The sequence below is a fragment of the Gracilibacillus sp. YIM 98692 genome (assembly GCF_010993965.1).
Lineage (GTDB): Bacteria > Bacillota > Bacilli > Bacillales > Amphibacillaceae > Gracilibacillus.
Genome location: NZ_WIXM01000003.1, coordinates 94,454 through 111,743, shown reverse-complemented (window position 1 = coordinate 111,743; position 17,290 = coordinate 94,454). Strand labels below are relative to the sequence as shown.

Below are 17,290 nucleotides of genomic sequence, written 5' to 3'. Positions count from 1 at the left end.
GTATATCTATCGATAATAACTACTGTACTTAACGGAAATTTGTTCACCGATTGAGGTAATCCAACTCAGTGGTGAAAGTAATCGAATGAAAAACCATAAGTCTATACTAATGGAACAAACTATACAAAATTAATTAGCAAAAAGTATTCAATTTTACTTGACGGACACATATACATATAAAGGTGATAAAATGAATAACTTGAAAAGTATCAGTTTATTAGGATAAGAAGCATCATTACTAGCTGTTGCAGTAACAGTTTATTTAAAAAACAATTGGTGACTTCTACATTGATAGTAGTTCCCCATCACTCATTTATCGCTGAAATTAGAAATAACCATAATGGAAGTATTAAATTGGCATTAAAATTTCTAAGAAGCGGCTAAAGCTGTAATTATATGAATTTTTGCTACGGTTAAAATTTTTATCAGATAATTAACGATAGCTTACCGTTAGACAATAGCGCAGATTTGTAATAAGTTATTTTTCCCTTGTTCCTTAAACAACGTGAAAAGGAGTTCTCTACAATGGATTTTAAATGTGTAATTTGTGGTAGTAGTACTTGTAAAGTAATACATAAGACAGTAAGAGACAGTAACGATCATGATGTAGTAGTATGTAATAATTGTAATCATTTTCAACTAGCACCACTACCTAATGTGGAGGACGATGAAAATTTTTACAATAAAAATAGTCAAGCAAAATTTGTTAGTAACATTACTGTTGAAGAAGCCCGTAAAAAAGCTTTACCAGATACAAAAAGAAGAGTAGAATTTGTTAAGAATTATACAAATATTGATTCGAAAATATTAGACATAGGTTGTGGTTATGGATTCTTTGTTGAAAATCTTAATAATCAAGGTATTGAGGTAGATGGATTGGAAACAAGTGAATCTAGAAGATTGATTGCGAGAAAGAATAGTAAACGTAACATTCTAGATATTAATCTACTTTCTGATTCGACACCAAAAGACTATATAGAGAAATATGACATGGTTACTTTGTTTCACGTTTTGGAACATATATCTAGTCCAAGGAAGTTTTTGAAAAATGTTTTAAAGTTTTTAAAAAAAGAAGGTTATTTAATTATTGAAGTTCCTAACGTTGATGATCATTTGTTGTCAATTTCAAAGGCTTATAATAATTTTTACTGGCAACGTGCTCACTTATCTTATTTTAATATTAAAAGTATAGATTTACTATTATCAAATTTTAAGTTCCAAACAAAAGAATTTATAGGAGTACAAAGATATTCATTTTTAAACATGGCAAATTGGTTAATTAATTACAAACCACAAATCAGTGGTCCTTCTTTTGATCCTCCTAAAGAGTTAGGATGGCTAAACGATAAATATAAAGAGCAATTGGTTTCTAATTTTAAAAGTGACACGATTCTTATAGTACTTAAAAAGTAAAAAATTCTAGTTTGATTACATAAGTCATTTATACCAACTCTGAATAAAGGAAGTAATAAGAGATAAAGTAGTTTTTAAGGCCTCAAAATATTTGGGGTTTTTATTAGATTTTGCTTTTAATTGTAATTGTTTATTCAAAAGAAATTTGAAAGGGGGAGAATATGAAAAATATAAGAGCTTTGCATATAGCTAGTTTTAATGGGAATATTGGTGACAATGCTAATCATAATGGATTTAGGAATAGATTAAACGAAACATTAGACTGTGAAATTGAATATGATGAAATTGAAATAAGGGAGTTTTATCAGTCTTGGAATATTAGAGATTTTAATCGGTCAGAATTTATAAACTTATGTAATCGCTATGATCTAGTAATCATTGGTGGTGGGAATTTTTTTGAATTGAAATGGGATTACTCCTACACAGGAACTACAATAAATATAAGCAAAGAGTCCTTAAATAAAATAGATACTCCCATTCTCTTCAATGGGGTAGGTTGTGATACAGCTAAAGGTGCTAGCGAGAATGCAATTAGTAAATTTGGATATTTTTTAGAAACGATAACAAGAGATAATAAGTATTTAGTAAGTGTTAGAAATGACGGCTCATATGATACTATTAAAAAACTATATGGAGAAAAATATTCTGATAAAATATATAGGGTTCCAGATGGAGCGTTTTTCTTGGAAACAAAGAAGTTTAATTTTCCTGAGTTAAATAATAATCTAAAGTCCATTGGAATTAACATTGTATCTGACATGACCGATATTAGGTTTAATAAAGATTTGGAAGATGGAATTGAATATTATGATTTCATTAATGGGCTTTCCAAAGAGTTGAACACTTTCTTGAAAGTATACAGTGATTACCAAATCATATTATTTCCTCATATATACAGTGATTTAAAGGCAATTAGTAATTTGCTCGAAAAAATAGATGATAGATATAGAAGGAACAGAATTGTAATAGCCCCTTGTTTGACTGGACCGGGTTCTGATGAGTATATATTTGGGCTTTATAAGGAGTGCGAACTTATATTAGGTATGAGGTTTCATAGTAATGTTTGTTCAATTGCGCAAAACATTCCAACGATTGCTTTAAGTAGTTATAAAAAAATTATTGATTTGTATAAAGAATTAAATGTATCCGATAGAGTTATTAAAGTAAATAAAGAAGGATTTCAAAAGGAATTAAGGGAAGAACTAAAATATACTATAAAGAATAAAGAAGATATTAAATTAAGGTACAGAATGATAAATGAAAATGTAAAAAATGAAAGTAATGATTTTTACAAAAGGGTTAGGGAATGGACGAAGGAAAATAGTTTGGGATAAATGGTTAAATCTTCAAATCCGTTATTGATGAGTGGTGGCCACCACTCCATTTTTCTTTTAATTCTTTTATTTCTTAAATACAGTACTTTTAAGAGAGCGTTCTCGTTAGGGAATGCTCCTTTTTTGGTTATCTTTCTAAAACTGGAGTAAATACTTTCAATCGCGTTCGTGGTATACATGAACTTACGTATTCAAATAACTGTACGACGTGATGGAGATGTTTCCTGGTTGTACCACAATCTATAAGGGGCCCATGAATTTAGATAAAAAGAAGCTTGAAAAGGTACATGGCATTCATTCAAAAAACACAATCCCTAAATCAAATTCACAGAAAAACAAAGATAAAGAAAAGATGAAAGCTGATGATGAAGATTAAATTGAACACCTTTATGTTGAGGTTGGCCGATTAACCATGCAATTTTCTTGGCTCCAAAAGAATGGGTTGATGTGCCATATGAGTCGTTCCAACAACAATGTCCGGCTTACCCTGGAGCCATTTATGTATCCATTTCTTGCTTTTTGCAACCTGTCCTATAGTTACGTTTTTGCCTTTTCTCCTTAAAAGACTTCTGGTCTTCAAGAACTCTATCCATAGGTGAGCTGCCTTTATTTCCCCCAATTTTCTTATAATATGTAACAACAGCATTATTTGAAACATATTTAAATATAAGAGTTGAAATTTAATATATTTAGAAGCTATGAGAATGTAGATAAAAAGGAGGGGTATTAGGTGAGTTTTAATACACCCAAAATAATTGCAGAAGCAGGGTGTAATCATAAAGGTAACATGGAAATAGCAAAGGAACTTATTAAAATTGCTGCTATTTTTTGTAAAGCAGATATCATTAAATTTCAAAAAAGAAATAACAAAGAGTTATTAACACCAGAACAGTATAATGCTCCACATCCAAATCCAATTCATTCCTATGGTCATACCTATGGAGAACATAGAGAATATTTAGAGTTCAGCGTTGAACAACATGCACAACTAAAAAAATGGTGTGAGGAGTTTGGTATTACTTATAATACCTCTGTATGGGACTTAACATCTGCTAAAGAAATAGCTTCATTAGATCCAGAACTAATTAAAATCCCGTCTGCATGTAATAATCATTTCGAAATGTTAAATTGGTTATGTGACAACTATAATGGAGAAATTCACCTTTCCTTTGGAATGACAACACACGAAGAAGAAGAAAAGATTGTTAAATTGTTTGAAGATAAAGGGCGTAACAAAGATCTAGTTATCTATAGTTGTACATCAGGCTACCCTGTTCCGTTTGAAGATGTAGCATTACTAGAAATTACCCGTATAAAAGAGAAGTTTGGAACAAGAGTTAAAGATATAGGATTTTCAGGTCACCATAAAGGGATTGCGGTAGACATAGCTGCTTATACATTAGGTGCTAATACAATCGAAAGACACTACACTTTAGATAGAACTTGGAAGGGCACGGATCATGCTGCATCATTAGAGCCTGATGGAATGAGAAGGTTAAAAAGGGATTTAGTTGCTACAAATAAAGCATTAGTCTATAAAAAAGAAGAAATCTTAGATATTGAAAAAGTACAAAGACAGAAGTTAAAGTACAGGGAGAGATAAGCTTGGTTAACAAAAGGGAAGTACAATCTAAGCTAGTAAGCAAATTGAAAATTGGGACTGAAGAAGCCTTTCAGTCAGGGGTCTCAATGTTAAACGATATATTTAAAAGTTCCTTAAAAAACTACAAGGGGTTACCAGAAAATTATATTAATATTCTTCTGAAGTCGATTGAAGAGAGGCTTAATTTGAATAATTATAACACGAATTATTCAAATACTCTTGTTTACAGTACAATAAAACTAGACGCAACATTATTACCTTCAATTAGATGGAATCTTTTGGTGTTCTTATGTATGAACAACGGTTTATTTCAGGTTGCTAATATTGCACGAAATAAATCTATCAAAAGTGCATATCAATTATTAGATTATACAATGAACAGTAATACATTAATACAAGGCTTTAAAGCATATATTGATCAAGGTGACCTGGATAAAGCCAATCAGGCTCTTCTAAGTTTAAAGAAAAATTCATTAGAAAAATCACGCTTAAACAGAATGGAAATTCTCTATTCTATATTAAAAGGAGATAAAGAACTAACAAGTAAATTAAGTAAGAAGCTTTTTTCAGAAGATCAGGCATTTTTTAATTATATAAATGGTAAAACAATAGCTATTGTCGGACCTGCACCAATAGAGGAGGATTTATCAGCTGAGATTAATTCTTTTGATATTGTGGTTAGGTTCAATTATATAGGAGATAACCATCTACCAAGCGAAGGATTTGGTAATAGAATAAATGTTTCGTATTATAATAATGGAACTGTTGGGAACTTAAAGCGGTTGGATAATATTAACTTTCTTAATGCATTAGACTTTACGTGTTTTAAATCTTTAAAGCATAGTTTTCAGAATAAATTGATAGCTGCTCATAAAGGCAGAAAGTTTAGGTCACCTGAAGAATTTTTATTTAATGGTAGTTCACTCCTTCTTCCTAATGTCTTATTTGATATTCTCCATTTCAATCCGAAGTTTATAAAAGTTTTCCACAATAACTTATACCTTTCAAATACACCACATTATAATGGTTATCATAATAAACGAAAAGAGAACCGTAGTTTATGGTATTCATTTGCTGCACATGACATTATTACACAATTTAATTTTGTGAAAAATCTTTGGAAAATGAAGCAATTTCAGGCTGACAAAACACTTAAATCGGTACTAAAATTAACTCCAGAAAAATATGTCGAATTAATGGAAGAAAAATATGTCGAACCATATTTAGATAAGTAATTTAATTTATTAATTAATTAGAAATAACAAGGAGTTACTAACGCCATAACAATAAAATGCATCATATCCAAATCCCATTCGTTCTTTAGGTGATACCTATGCTCAGCACAGAGAATATTTAGAGTTCAGGGTTGAACAACTTGCATAGCTAAAAGAATGGTGTGAAGAGTTTGGTATTACTTCTACAAAGGAAAGCTTTAGACTATAAAAAATGAAGTCCTAATTTATTGAAAAAGTTTCCAAAGTTAAAGTATGGGGAGAGATAAATGGTGAGCAGAATTGGCAAGACAGTGGCATTTATACCTTTAAGAGGGAAGAGTAAATCTATTCCACTAAAAAATGTAAAAAAAATTAATGGACGTCCACTAGTATATTGGGTTTTAGATGCTGCTGTTAATTGTGAAAAAATTGATAAGGTTGTAGTCGCTACGGATAGTAATGAAATAAAATACACGGTTAATCAATACGGGTCTGATAAAATAATGGTAATAGGTCGCTCTAAAGATGTATCTACGGATTCAGCAAGTACTGAGTCAGTAATGCTTGAATTTGCATCAAATTATTATTTTGAAGATATTGTTTTAGTACAAGCTACTTCTCCACTTTTGACTAGTAGGGATTTAAATAAAGGTATTGAAAAATATAGCCATGTAACAATTGATAGTGTCCTATCTGTTGTTAGGCAAAAACGGTTTATATGGGAAAAATCAAACCTTACTGCGAAACCAGTGAATTATGATCCGTTGAATAGGCCGCGAAGACAAGAGTTTGATGGTTTTTTAGTTGAAAATGGTGCTTTTTATATTACATCGAGAAATAGATTACTAAAAACTAAGTGTCGTATTTCAGGAAATGTGGCTACCGTAGAATTGCGAGAGGAATCTTATTATGAAATAGATGAACCTAATGATTGGATATTAGTCGAAAACTTACTCAAAAGGACAACAGGCCAAAAATCTTGCGGAAATGAAAAAATACGTAATATTAAATGTTTATTGGCAGACTGTGATGGAGTGTTAACTGATGGGGGAATGTATTATTCAGAAACGGGACATGAACTCAAAAAGTTTAATACAAAAGACGGCATGGGTTTTAAACTGTTACAAGAAAAAGGATTAAAAACTGGTATAATAACAGGAGAAAATATTGAATTAGTTAAAAGAAGAGCAGCAAAAATGAAGGTTGATATAGTATATCTCGGTATTAAAAATAAAATGAAAATTCTTGATGAAATGTGTGGGAAGTTTGATTTAAGTTATGATGAAATTGCTTATATTGGTGATGATATCAATGATCTAGAAGTAATAAAAGCTGTAGGATTCGGCTGTACAGTAAATGATGGAATAGAAAGTGTTAAAGACGCGGCAGATTATGTTACTAAAGTTGATGGAGGTAAAGGTGCTATTAGAGAAGTTGCAGAAATACTTCTAAATGCTAAAGATTAATATATAGTATCCATTTAAGTATAACAAATAAAAGAAAAGTATACCTTTTGCAAAGCTTAAAAGATACCTATCTAGCATGTTGATCAATGAAATTTCATTTGCCCCAAAAAACATAGACTTTTGAAACCTTTGAAATTGGCAGAATTAGTAGGGTAACAATTATTTGTATAAAGGAAATTCTATAGTAGGGATTATTTTAACGAAGGATTATGTGAAATAGGTGCATAAAACTTGAAAAATAGTGGGTAATAGTTTTTGAGAGGAGGATAAAAAATTCAAAAGAATGGAGCATGTGAAAAACATGCTCTTTATTCTGTCACTTATTAATAATTTATGGGATAGGAGAACAAACAGCATGTAGATATAGATTGGACACATTTATCCAGTAATAAAGTCGTTCTTTAATCCTATTTGAAGGAGATTTTTTATAACTAAATTATTTCAGGCAGCAGCCACCTTTTCGTTTTATCGTTGTTCTTTTAATGGTTGAGGAATTGATTTCAATCGGTTGATTAGAACGTTTGACAGGTTTTACTTTTCTTCTTATTGTTTTTGCTTTCAATTTGTATCAGCTCCCTTCTTTTATAGTGCATTATAGTATTAAAGATGCAAAAGAGGTTGGACGATTAGGAAGGATCTATAAAAAAAGGCGCTCAACATAATTGGAGCCTTGAATGTGATACCATTTTGTTTTTGGTGAATTTGTTTTATATGAAATAATAACCATATCTACATTATCATCAGAATGATTTAAAACATCATAACTGGAAGGAACAGGGTCTGTAGTTGGATGAGTGTGATAAATGGCTAATACCTGTTCTTCCAGTTGTTTTATTTTTTGTATGGATTCCTCAACTATTTCCTTTTTAACAAAGAAACGGCTTACTGACTTCACTTCGTTTTTCAATGGCCATATGGACAGAACATGATTATCCTTACCCGATAACAAGCCGCATGATTCATAGGGTAGATGTGACCTGCCATTTTCAAGCATTTTATTATAAATGAATTGCGGTATAATGATCTTTTTTTTATTCATATTTTAACCCTTCCTGAAGATGTTAAAGAATGAAGCCAAATCTTTTTTTATGCTTGATTGCTCCTGATCATCTCGTTGATTTTTTTCATTATTTTGTTTTTCTGTAGATGTGAAGCCTTCTTTTGTTTTAGTTTTTGTAGAAATAGAATTTTCGTCTGTCGTATTTTTTGTAGCGGTAATACCTTGATTAGTCTTATCTGTTTTATTTGAAATGGGTTCGTCTGTTGTGTTTGGAGAAGTATTGTTATCGGTAGATACACGGTTTGTGTCTTGTTTTTGAGGTTGCTCTATATTCTTTTCTGAGTGGTTTTTAGTATTCAGAGGTGTTTCTATGCTTTTTTTTGTAGAATTATCGTTGGAAAGAGAAGAAGTTTTTTCCTTCTTAGATTCGGAAGTTTTTTCGTTGTAATGCTTATTACTGTCATTATTTACTTTTTTTGGTTTTTCTGGTGTAGACGTTCGGGTAATGATATTCTTGTTTAAGCCATATTGAGAACTGTGAAAGGTTTTTGTTCCTTTATTTATTGATATAGTATTTTGATTATTGTCAAAAGATCTTGTTCGACGAGATTTATGGTTGATTGATGTTGATTGATTTCTACTTCTATTTGTCATGCTATTATTAGTTTGGTTGGAAGCTTGATTCATATTATTAGATTGCAGCATATTTTGTAATTGTCTGTATTCTGACATTCTACGACGAGTTGTTTTCTTAGGAGGGTTTGATTTCACCTGTTCTTTTAGTTGTGAAAATTCTTGTTTTTGTGTATCGATTTGATTTTTAATATTTGTTAAATTATCTTCTGTCTTACTAATTACCATATTCATCTTTTCATGCATTTCTTTAAAACGCATTTCTTTCACTTCACCTTTAATTAAGTTCACGTCTCGTTTTAGTTGATTTATAGAATTATTAATAGATTGTATTTGCCCGGAAAGTATTTGCTCCTGCTTTTCATACTCGGTTATTTTCTCTTGATACATTTCTTCCATAACCTTCATTTCCCCTTTAAATTTAGAAAATTTTAATTTTAAATCATATAATTCCCTTTGCGTCTTGAGATATTTGGATTCCTCACTCGAATCTAAGGATTCTAACGTAGATTTATAGACTTCTAGATCTCGTTTTAATTTCCCAACGTCTTCAGAGTTATACAGCCTATATTGATACATGAGTATTCACCCTTTTTCAGTACATTAATATAATATTGATGAAACATCAAATCGTGACAGATGTGCTATGTTTTTGCTAATTGGAAACGTTCTGCCCTTGCGTTCTAACCTTAAGCACTACTGTAAGTCATGGTTGTTGTTGTGCAATTGCGGAGTACTATTGTAAGTATGATATTCACCCAACTTCCTAAATATCATGATATTTCCGCTAATTCACTAAAACGTTTTGTAGGGTACTGTCATAGGCTATAAGGACATTAATCTTATTTGGAGGTGTTTGCATAATGCAAGCAGATAATTTAACTGGAGGGCAGGAACTTCTGTGTATTAACACAGAGAAAGTATTTGACTGGATTCTAAACGAAGCAACTTTTGATCTAACTTTAAATGACTTAGATTTACCGGTCAACCCTGTAACTGGTGATCAATTAGAGTGTGACGATGTTGATCTTGATACTGTTACATGTACGGTTGCTCCTGCTGAAGACAATCCGATCGAGGTATTGGATCGAGAAGATCAGGTATTTGTAGTTGATGGGGCAGAAGTGACATTACAAATTGTGAACCTTCGCAAAAACTTTGAAGTAACTATTTTTGTAGACTTAGTACCAGAGCTTGGAGGAGCAACAGTCGAAGTCGGTACTGTAGAATTCACCCGCTGTGAGCAGGTCATTTTATGTGCACCGGAGGGTACAGACATAGATGTAACTTTTACTGATTTAGACTGCTTTGTTTGTACAGCAGCGTGTGATCCTGGAACAACAACTGAGGTGGATGAACTGGATGTGACTGTGACAGTTCGTCTATGCCAAAGTATTCAATCCACTTTTCCTGTAACGCTTGAGCTTGTTGCCGACTTCTGTCAACCAAGAGATATACTACCATTCCCGCCATGTCCAGCACCAACCATTCCACTACAATGCCCTGCCGTTTTCCCTAACAATGGGAATGGCGATACAGGTGATAACGGATAATTTTTCAGCATAGGTTTAAAGAGAGGAAAATACTCCTCTCTTTATTTTTATTCTATCAGAAAGCATAAGAGAAATAAGGATTTAACTCAATATCCTTTGTGGAGGTGAATGATTTTATGGATAAAATGAATGATGTACGTAAGAAAATGTTGAATTGGCAAGAAATGAATACTTCTTACCTAAAAGAAATGAAATCATTAGTTACGGAAATAAAAGCATCGAAAAAATTTCAAGTTATTAGTTACTTCACCTATTCTTTAAATATATCCCATGAACCTGGACGTGAAAATTTTTGCCTTGGTTCCTATCACATTCAAAATATAGGAGGTGAGCCGCTTACTAATCCATATATTTGTATAAAAGTATCTTCAGATTCTGTTTTCGATTTTTCTGGTAAATATTTGTATAAAAATTCAAGGCAAACAGTCCGATTAACAAATGCATGGGAGAGACTTAATGAACCGACAGATAAAGAAGAATTTTGGCTAAAACCGAATGATAAGCGTACACTTGAACCTTCCGAGACAGTAACATTTCCTAACTTTCAAATCAAATGGCTTCCAGAAGCCTCTTATTCAGGCAGCATACAAGGTTTTACATATGGGGATGAGATTACTCAGGGAATAAATGCTCTGAATCAAATCAACATTAATGGTAAGGTAGACAATGTTGATGATGAGAAGGAGGTATATGAGGATGAATAACAAAAACAATGAGTTGATGCAACAACTGATTCGGAATTCTATGAGACAATATACCGACCGGTTAAACAATGAAAGTCAGCAAAAGGATAATAATAGTTTTATTTTTTTAGAGAATAACACGCTCAATATGTTAATGACTTATATGTTTATGCATTTAGAGAATCAACAAGCTAATGGTTCAAGGTATGAAGACCCATCACCTGATTTAGAGGAAATTTCTCTGTCTCTGGACTCCATGATAGAGGAAAGCAAAGCGGCATTTGAAGAAATGATCGATATTTTAAAGGAAAGAACTTAGTTTAGGGTTAAAAGCGTAACTACGTCTCTGACTTCATCAAGGTTGGGCAATCGACAAGTTTTCTCTACCATAGTGTTCTATTTTGGATGCTATCCCACCGTTCGGGTTCTCTTCAGGCGAACGCTTTCCGCGGGCATGGCCTCAGCCTCCCCGAGCTCATGCTTCGCTCTGCGGGGTCTTCGGACACATGCTTTCCCGCTGGAGTCGTCGCCTTCCGTTCACCCGAATCATATCATCGGTGATGAAGCTCGCCAATTATACAAGGAATAAGAGCGAACCAAGTTTTTCTTAGTATATTATTCTAGAAGGGTTGTACAAAGGTGAAAAAAAATAAAGGATTGTTATATTTACCTGTAGAAGTAAAAGTTAGAGAATCAGATGCTAAGTTACTATTATCCTATTATGCCGCCAAGGAAGGATATCAAGTTGTTCTTGGTGATCATATCATGGTTGAATTAGCAGCAGAGGAATATCCAAAAGGGATTTTCTTTTCAAAAGGCGGTCCACATGGATTTAGAAAAAGGATTATTACAAATGTCAAAAAAAATGGTCACGAGATAGTTGAATTGGATGAGGAAGGGCTACTTTTTAAAGAGAAACAATATCTTCGAGATAGAATGAGAAGAGATATGCTTCAGTTAGTCACACAGGAATACTGTTGGGGATCATATCAAAAAGAAGTTATTATTGGAGCGAATCCAGATTATAAAAAGAAGTGCCATATTGTTGGAAATCCACGATTCGATCTTTTAAAACCGAAATTTATGAGTATCTATAAAGAAGATACAGAACAAATCATAAATAAATATGGAGAGTTTATTTTAATCAATACGAGATTTTCTCAATATAATGCAGCAAAAGGGAAGAAAGATAACATTCATTTTAAACATATCAAACAATTATATTACATCTTTTTGGAAATGATTAAAGAAACATGCGAAAAATTTCCGAATATAAATATTATCATTAGACCGCATCCAGGAGAAAACTTTGCATCTTACCGTAAAGCTCTCGCTGGTAATCATAACGTACATGTGGTTCATGAAGGGAACATTATTAAGTGGCTTTTGGCTGCTAAAGTCATTATACACAATGGTTGTACCTCAGGTATTGAGGCATTTCTGCTTGGAAAACCATTAATCTCCTATGTACCTTTCACCTCAAATGAGATGAATATTCCTAATCAACTGGGATTTAAGGCTTCTAATAAAGATGAAGTAAATGCTCGTCTAGAGGATATACTATATAAGAACGAACCCCAAGATCATGCAAAGCAAATGGATCAGAGCGAAAAAGGTTTGTTTTACTATTGTAACTGGTCAAAGGACAATTTTTCCTATGAATCTATTCTACGTTTATGTAATAGGATTCAACTGCCGCCACAACCAAAAAAATTATCCTTGACCAAAATGCCATTTCTTATGAAAGGTAATAAGAAACGGAAACGCCGCTTCTCGCTAACAGAAAAAGAAATCAAGGATTTTTACAGGAAATTAGATGAGATAGAGGGGGAGAGTAGTCATCTTATTATAAGGAAGTTAGGAAATAACCTGTATCAAATTCAAAAAAGGTAATATCTAGTTAAAGCAGTTTATTTTAAGCGCCTCATACTTAGGAAAACGTGTTTGATAAAATCATCTCATCTGTTTCTAATTTTAAGAATTGACTAAACTGATTTCCTGCAGCCACAGCCGCCTCTTCGTCTTATCGTTCTTCTTTTAATCGATGACGAATTAATTTCTATGGGCTGATTAGTATGTCTTATATGTTTAGAGTTGCTTACTATCTTATTCACTTTTTTTCCCTTCATAATTATCAGCTCCCTGTTTGGTTATAGTGCATTATAGTATTTTTTATAAAAAAAGTTTGGGCTAATGAAATCGTTCTATAAAAAAGGGGCTTAACATTGCTTGATTGATCATTTTATTTTTTTGAAGTGGAGATACGGGTAATAGTATTTTTGTTTAAATCATATTGGGAGCCTCGAAACATCTTTTTTCCTTTGCTCGTTGGAATGGTGTTCTGGCCAGTGCGTCGAGATTTTTGATTGATAGATGTCGTTTGATTAAAAGTGCTTCTATTTGACATGCTACTGTTGATTTGGTTGGAAGTTTGCCCCACATTGTTAACAGATCGCAGCATATTTTGTAATTGTCTATATTCTGAAGGTTTACGACTTTTTGGTTTGTTAGGAGTATTTTGTTTCATGTGATCTTCAAGTTGAGAAAGTTCTTCTTTCTGTGAATAAACTTCCGTTTGTATATTTGTTAAATTCTCATCTGTTTTATTCATTACCATATCCATCTTTTCAAGTAATTCATTAACACGTATTTCTTCTACTTCACTCTTAATCAAATTCACCTCTTGCTTTAATTGGTTTAATGAGTCATTAATATTCTGAATTTTGTCTGAAATGTTGTACATCTGCTTCCCATATCCCGTTAATTTTTCTATTTGATTATTTTGATTACCTTCCATTCTTTTATTCCCCTTTCAAATGATGATTTTAGTTTACCATTGACCAAAAAATAACACGTTTGCCCATTTAAGAACCCATTAACATATTATTGATGCATCATTAATTCGTGACAAATGTATCAATTTTTTCCACTAATTCATTAACGTTTTGTTGTGAGCTGTCATAGGCTATAAATGAAATTAATCTTATTTGGAGGTGTCTACTAGATGCAGTCAGATAATCTAACTGGGGGTCAGGAACTTCTGTGTATTAACACAGAGAAAGTATTTGATTGGATCCTTAATGAAGCAACTTTTGATCTAAGTTTAAATGATTTAGAATTACCGGTTAACCCTGTCACTGGTGATCAATTAGAGTGTGACGATATTGATCTGGATACTGTTACATGTACGGTTGCTCCTGCTGAAGTAGATCCGATTGTTGTTTTGGATCGAGAAGATCAAGTGTTTACTGTTGATGGAGAAGAAGTGACATTACAAATAGTAAACCTTCGTAAAAACTTTGACGTCACTATTTTTGTTGACTTAGTACCAGAGCTTGGAGGAGCCACAGTCGAAGTCGGTACTGTAGAATTTACCCGCTGTGAGCAGGTCATTTTATGTGCACCGGACGGTACTGACGTAGATGTAACTTATACTGATTTAGACTGTTTTGTTTGTACAGCAGCGTGTGATCCCGGAACAACGACTGAGGTGGATGAACTTGATGTGACTGTGACAGTTCGTCTATGTCAAAGCATTCAATCCACTTTTGATGTCACACTTGAAATAGTTGCTGACTTCTGTCAACCAAGAGATATACTACCATTCCCGCCATGCCCTGCGCCAACCATGCCACAACAATGTCCTGCCGTATTTCCTAACAATGGGAATGGCGATACAAATGATATCGGGTAATTTTTAAAAGTAGGGTTAAAGAGAGGAAATACTCCTCTCTTTTTTCTATGAAGGCGATCATTTACTGTTTTGGGTTATAGGAATTATTCATATGGAGAAGGGTTGTATAGCAGTGGAAAAATACAATAGATGGTTATACTTACCTGTAGAGCAAAAAGTAAGGGAATTAGATGCGAAGTTGTTACTCGCATATTATGCAGTTATAGAAGGTTATAATGTTGTCATAGGTGATCATATAATGGTGGAATTAGCATCTGGGATATACCCTAAAGGGATATTTTTTTCAAAAGGCTATCCGCATGGTTTTAGAAAAAGGATTATCACGAATGCCAAAAGAAATGGACATTCAGTGGTTGAATTAGATGAAGAAGGTTTACTTATCCAACCTAAAAATTATCTTCAAAACAGATTGAGAAAAGAATTGCTTCCGTTAGTCACACAGGAATACTGTTGGGGACACTTCCAGAAAGAAGTCATTACTAGGGTGAATCCTGATTATAAAGGGAAGTGCTATATCGTAGGTAATCCACGGCTTGATCTTTTAAAACCAAAATTTAGAAGCCTTTATAAAAAGGATGCTGAAAAGTTAATAAACAAATATGGGGATTTTATTTTAATTAACACAAGATTTTCTAGATATAATTCTAAAAAAGGAATGAAAGATAACGTATATTATAAGCATATTAAAACATTATATTATAAATTTGTTGAAATGATTAAAGTAATGTGTGAGAAATTCCCTGATACTAATTTTGTTATCAGGCCACATCCAGGAGAAAACTTTGAAACTTACTGTCAAGCTTTCTCCGCCTATAAAAATGCACATGTGATACATGAAGGTAACATTATCAAATGGCTATTGGCTGCTAAAGTTGTGATACACAATGGGTGTACATCGGGTATTGAAGCATTTTTGCTTGGTAAACCGGTAATATCCTATATGCCTCCTATCTCTAATAAGAATGAGGTGAACCTTCCAAATCAATTAGGAATAAAGGCGACTAATATGGAAGAATTGCATATTAAATTGAGAAATGTATTACATGAGAAAGACAATACTAAAAATATCAATGAAAATGATATAGATAGGAACGAAAAAGACTTGTTTCATTATTGCGAATGGTCAACAGAAAATTATTCTTATGAATCTATCCTTCGATTATGTAACACGATTCCATTACCACCTCCGGTATTCGACAAAGTTTCTCTTTCCAAAAAATTATTCCATAACAAAGGTGTAAAGGGCGGGAAGCAACGTTTTTCTTTAACAGAAAAAGAAATACAGGATTTCTTTAACAAATTAGATGAAATAGAGGGTAAAAACAATCACATTTGTATAAATAAATTAGGAAACAATCTTTTTAAAATTCAGGCAAAGTGATGGTTGTACCAGGTAAGTTGCCCGGTTTTGTATTACCGTATCAGAAAGTACAAATGGTCAGCAAGGAAGCATTCTCGACGTAGTGGACCATTATAGGAAGATAGATAAGTGTAACTACGGCTCTGCTCTCGCCAGAGGCTCGGCAATCGCCGAGTTTTCTTTAAAATGGGTTTAAATAATAGGCTGTGGTCTTTAACTGATATTTTCTTTCTTAATATACATATAAAGTAAGTATTTATCCTTCCTTAGAGTAAACGAATAATATAGTTAGGAAAGAGGGAGAAGTTGTGTATTTTGAAGGAAAAAAAATATTGGTTATCGGTGGTACCGGAACAATAGGTAAAAGTGTAATAAAACATCTGATAAAAGAAAATCCACAAGTGATAAACATATTTAGTCGGGATGAATATAAGCAACACAAACTTCAAGATGAATTCGGTAATAGTGATAAATTAAGTTTTATCATTGGAGATATTCGCGAATACGATACTTTGCTAAATGCAATGAAGGACATTGATTATGTGTTGCATTTGGCTGCGATGAAACGGGTGGATTCTTGTGAGAACAATCCGTATGAAGCTGTAAAAACAAATGTTCATGGTACTCATAATGTAATGCAAGCGGCTATCTCCCAAAATGTGAAAAAAGTCATTTTTACAAGTTCAGATAAAGCTATTTCGCCCACTAATTCATATGGAGCAACAAAACTTATTGCAGAAAGGTTAATTTCAGCTGCTGAATGGAACAGAAAAGAGAATGAAACGATATTTGCTAGTGTACGGTTCGGTAATGTAATGGGTTCAAGAGGTTCAGTCATTCCTCTTTTTAAAGAAAGTATTCTTAAGAATAAGAAGGTCTCCATTACAGATAAAAATATGACACGTTTCATGATGACTTTAAATCAGGCAACTGAATTAACAATTAAGGCTCTAAAGGAAGCAAAGGGCGGTGAAGTGTTTGTATTAAAAATGCCTGTCATTAACTTAGGAGATTTAGCTGATATTTTAATAGAAGAAACATGCAAAAAACATCAAATAATAAGGGAAGAAATTGATATAGAAGTGACAGGGCTTAGACCAGGAGAAAAAATGTATGAAGAGTTGATGACATACGATGAATCAATATTAGCTTGGGAGTTACCTGATATGTTCATCATCCCCGGAAGTTCAAGTGGAGAAGACAGATATCGTCATGCTAAAAAGGCTAAAACGGGAACGTACAGTTCTAGTAGTCAAGAAACGATCAACACTAATGAATTACGTTTATTGCTTAAAGAAGCAGCGTTAATTTAAAAATAGGTAGAGTAAGTCAGGAGG

Annotated in this window: 16 protein-coding genes and 1 pseudogene; 13 read left to right on the top strand and 4 right to left on the bottom strand. The window is 32.8% G+C overall.

Annotation, left to right across the window (positions count from 1 at the left end; genetic code table 11):
* The first annotated feature begins 525 nt into the window (after positions 1-525).
* Positions 526-1,413, top strand: a complete 888-nt coding sequence (locus GHD00_RS04970; protein WP_163537041.1) for a class I SAM-dependent methyltransferase — start codon at positions 526-528, stop codon at positions 1,411-1,413.
* A 161-nt stretch (positions 1,414-1,574) separates the two neighbouring features.
* The gene (locus GHD00_RS04965; RefSeq protein WP_163537040.1) at positions 1,575-2,747 is read left to right on the top strand and encodes a polysaccharide pyruvyl transferase family protein; all 1,173 of its coding nucleotides are present in this window, start codon (positions 1,575-1,577) and stop codon (positions 2,745-2,747) included.
* A 37-nt stretch (positions 2,748-2,784) separates the two neighbouring features.
* Here GHD00_RS04965 and GHD00_RS20890 read toward each other — a convergent pair.
* Positions 2,785-2,938: pseudogene (locus GHD00_RS20890) on the bottom strand (transposase); the annotation flags it as partial.
* Positions 2,939-3,000: 62 nt separating this feature from the next.
* Between GHD00_RS20890 and GHD00_RS21225 the strand changes: the two are divergent.
* The 4 genes from GHD00_RS21225 to GHD00_RS04950 all read left to right on the top strand — a co-directional run bounded on the left by GHD00_RS21225 (position 3,001) and on the right by GHD00_RS04950 (position 7,030).
* Positions 3,001-3,123 carry a hypothetical protein gene (locus GHD00_RS21225; RefSeq protein ID WP_276208253.1) on the top strand — a complete coding sequence of 41 codons (123 nt, stop codon included), beginning with the start codon at positions 3,001-3,003 and terminating at the stop codon, positions 3,121-3,123.
* Between the two features lie 354 nt (positions 3,124-3,477).
* Positions 3,478-4,350 carry an N-acetylneuraminate synthase family protein gene (locus GHD00_RS04960; RefSeq protein ID WP_205600707.1) on the top strand — a complete coding sequence of 291 codons (873 nt, stop codon included), beginning with the start codon at positions 3,478-3,480 and terminating at the stop codon, positions 4,348-4,350.
* A 293-nt stretch (positions 4,351-4,643) separates the two neighbouring features.
* Positions 4,644-5,585, top strand: a complete 942-nt coding sequence (locus tag GHD00_RS04955; RefSeq protein ID WP_163537039.1) for a hypothetical protein — start codon at positions 4,644-4,646, stop codon at positions 5,583-5,585.
* A 269-nt stretch (positions 5,586-5,854) separates the two neighbouring features.
* A complete protein-coding gene (locus tag GHD00_RS04950) occupies positions 5,855-7,030 on the top strand; it encodes an acylneuraminate cytidylyltransferase (RefSeq protein WP_205600706.1) in 1,176 nt (391 codons plus the stop codon).
* Between the two features lie 637 nt (positions 7,031-7,667).
* On the opposite strand, the gene GHD00_RS04945 is transcribed toward GHD00_RS04950, so the two are convergent.
* Positions 7,668-8,069 (bottom strand): M67 family metallopeptidase, encoded by a 402-nt coding sequence (locus GHD00_RS04945; protein WP_163537037.1) that lies wholly within the window; start codon positions 8,067-8,069, stop codon positions 7,668-7,670.
* A gap of 3 nt (positions 8,070-8,072) precedes the next feature.
* Positions 8,073-9,242: a hypothetical protein gene (locus tag GHD00_RS04940; RefSeq protein ID WP_163537036.1), complete on the bottom strand. Its 1,170-nt coding sequence runs from the start codon at positions 9,240-9,242 to the stop codon at positions 8,073-8,075.
* A gap of 284 nt (positions 9,243-9,526) precedes the next feature.
* Between GHD00_RS04940 and GHD00_RS04935 the strand changes: the two genes are divergently transcribed.
* The 4 genes from GHD00_RS04935 (at position 9,527) to GHD00_RS04920 (ending at position 12,792) form a co-directional block, all read left to right on the top strand.
* The gene (locus tag GHD00_RS04935; RefSeq protein ID WP_163537035.1) at positions 9,527-10,216 is read left to right on the top strand and encodes a BMQ_0737 family morphogenetic spore coat protein; all 690 of its coding nucleotides are present in this window, start codon (positions 9,527-9,529) and stop codon (positions 10,214-10,216) included.
* A 116-nt stretch (positions 10,217-10,332) separates the two neighbouring features.
* Positions 10,333-10,920: a hypothetical protein gene (locus GHD00_RS04930; protein ID WP_240468598.1), complete on the top strand. Its 588-nt coding sequence runs from the start codon at positions 10,333-10,335 to the stop codon at positions 10,918-10,920.
* Positions 10,913-11,218, top strand: coding sequence for a hypothetical protein (locus tag GHD00_RS04925; protein WP_163537034.1), 306 nt, complete (start codon positions 10,913-10,915; stop codon positions 11,216-11,218). Before GHD00_RS04930 ends, GHD00_RS04925 begins: the two co-directional genes overlap by 8 nt.
* Positions 11,219-11,538: 320 nt before the next feature.
* On the top strand, positions 11,539-12,792 hold the full coding sequence (locus GHD00_RS04920) for a surface carbohydrate biosynthesis protein (RefSeq protein WP_163537033.1): 1,254 nt from the start codon (positions 11,539-11,541) through the stop codon (positions 12,790-12,792).
* Positions 12,793-13,141: 349 nt separating this feature from the next.
* Here the strand turns inward: GHD00_RS04920 and GHD00_RS04915 are convergent, their stop codons facing one another.
* On the bottom strand, positions 13,142-13,696 hold the full coding sequence (locus GHD00_RS04915; RefSeq protein WP_163537032.1) for a hypothetical protein: 555 nt from the start codon (positions 13,694-13,696) through the stop codon (positions 13,142-13,144).
* A 207-nt stretch (positions 13,697-13,903) separates the two neighbouring features.
* On the opposite strand from GHD00_RS04915, the gene GHD00_RS04910 reads away from it, so the two are divergent.
* From GHD00_RS04910 to GHD00_RS04900, 3 genes are all read left to right on the top strand, one after another.
* Positions 13,904-14,593 carry a BMQ_0737 family morphogenetic spore coat protein gene (locus tag GHD00_RS04910; RefSeq protein WP_163537031.1) on the top strand — a complete coding sequence of 230 codons (690 nt, stop codon included), beginning with the start codon at positions 13,904-13,906 and terminating at the stop codon, positions 14,591-14,593.
* Between the two features lie 91 nt (positions 14,594-14,684).
* Complete coding sequence (locus GHD00_RS04905; RefSeq protein WP_163537030.1) at positions 14,685-15,974, top strand: surface carbohydrate biosynthesis protein; 1,290 nt, start codon at positions 14,685-14,687, stop codon at positions 15,972-15,974.
* A gap of 287 nt (positions 15,975-16,261) precedes the next feature.
* Entirely contained in the window at positions 16,262-17,266 is a 1,005-nt protein-coding gene (locus GHD00_RS04900) for an SDR family NAD(P)-dependent oxidoreductase (RefSeq protein ID WP_163537029.1), read from the top strand.
* Positions 17,267-17,290: the final 24 nt, after the last annotated feature.

What these genes read in the sequence shown, in the direction of transcription:
- GHD00_RS04965 (WP_163537040.1), top strand. Translation starts at nt 1,575, where the DNA reads ATGAAAAATATAAGAGCTTTGCATATAGCTAGTTTTAATGGGAATATT.
- GHD00_RS04945 (WP_163537037.1), bottom strand. Translation starts at nt 8,069, where the DNA reads ATGAATAAAAAAAAGATCATTATACCGCAATTCATTTATAATAAAATG.
- GHD00_RS04970 (WP_163537041.1), top strand. Translation starts at nt 526, where the DNA reads ATGGATTTTAAATGTGTAATTTGTGGTAGTAGTACTTGTAAAGTAATA.
- GHD00_RS04955 (WP_163537039.1), top strand. Translation starts at nt 4,644, where the DNA reads ATGAACAACGGTTTATTTCAGGTTGCTAATATTGCACGAAATAAATCT.
- GHD00_RS04905 (WP_163537030.1), top strand. Translation starts at nt 14,685, where the DNA reads ATGGAGAAGGGTTGTATAGCAGTGGAAAAATACAATAGATGGTTATAC.
- GHD00_RS04925 (WP_163537034.1), top strand. Translation starts at nt 10,913, where the DNA reads ATGAATAACAAAAACAATGAGTTGATGCAACAACTGATTCGGAATTCT.
- GHD00_RS04910 (WP_163537031.1), top strand. Translation starts at nt 13,904, where the DNA reads ATGCAGTCAGATAATCTAACTGGGGGTCAGGAACTTCTGTGTATTAAC.
- GHD00_RS04940 (WP_163537036.1), bottom strand. Translation starts at nt 9,242, where the DNA reads ATGTATCAATATAGGCTGTATAACTCTGAAGACGTTGGGAAATTAAAA.
- GHD00_RS04935 (WP_163537035.1), top strand. Translation starts at nt 9,527, where the DNA reads ATGCAAGCAGATAATTTAACTGGAGGGCAGGAACTTCTGTGTATTAAC.
- GHD00_RS04915 (WP_163537032.1), bottom strand. Translation starts at nt 13,696, where the DNA reads ATGGAAGGTAATCAAAATAATCAAATAGAAAAATTAACGGGATATGGG.
- GHD00_RS04930 (WP_240468598.1), top strand. Translation starts at nt 10,333, where the DNA reads ATGGATAAAATGAATGATGTACGTAAGAAAATGTTGAATTGGCAAGAA.
- GHD00_RS21225 (WP_276208253.1), top strand. Translation starts at nt 3,001, where the DNA reads ATGAATTTAGATAAAAAGAAGCTTGAAAAGGTACATGGCATTCATTCA.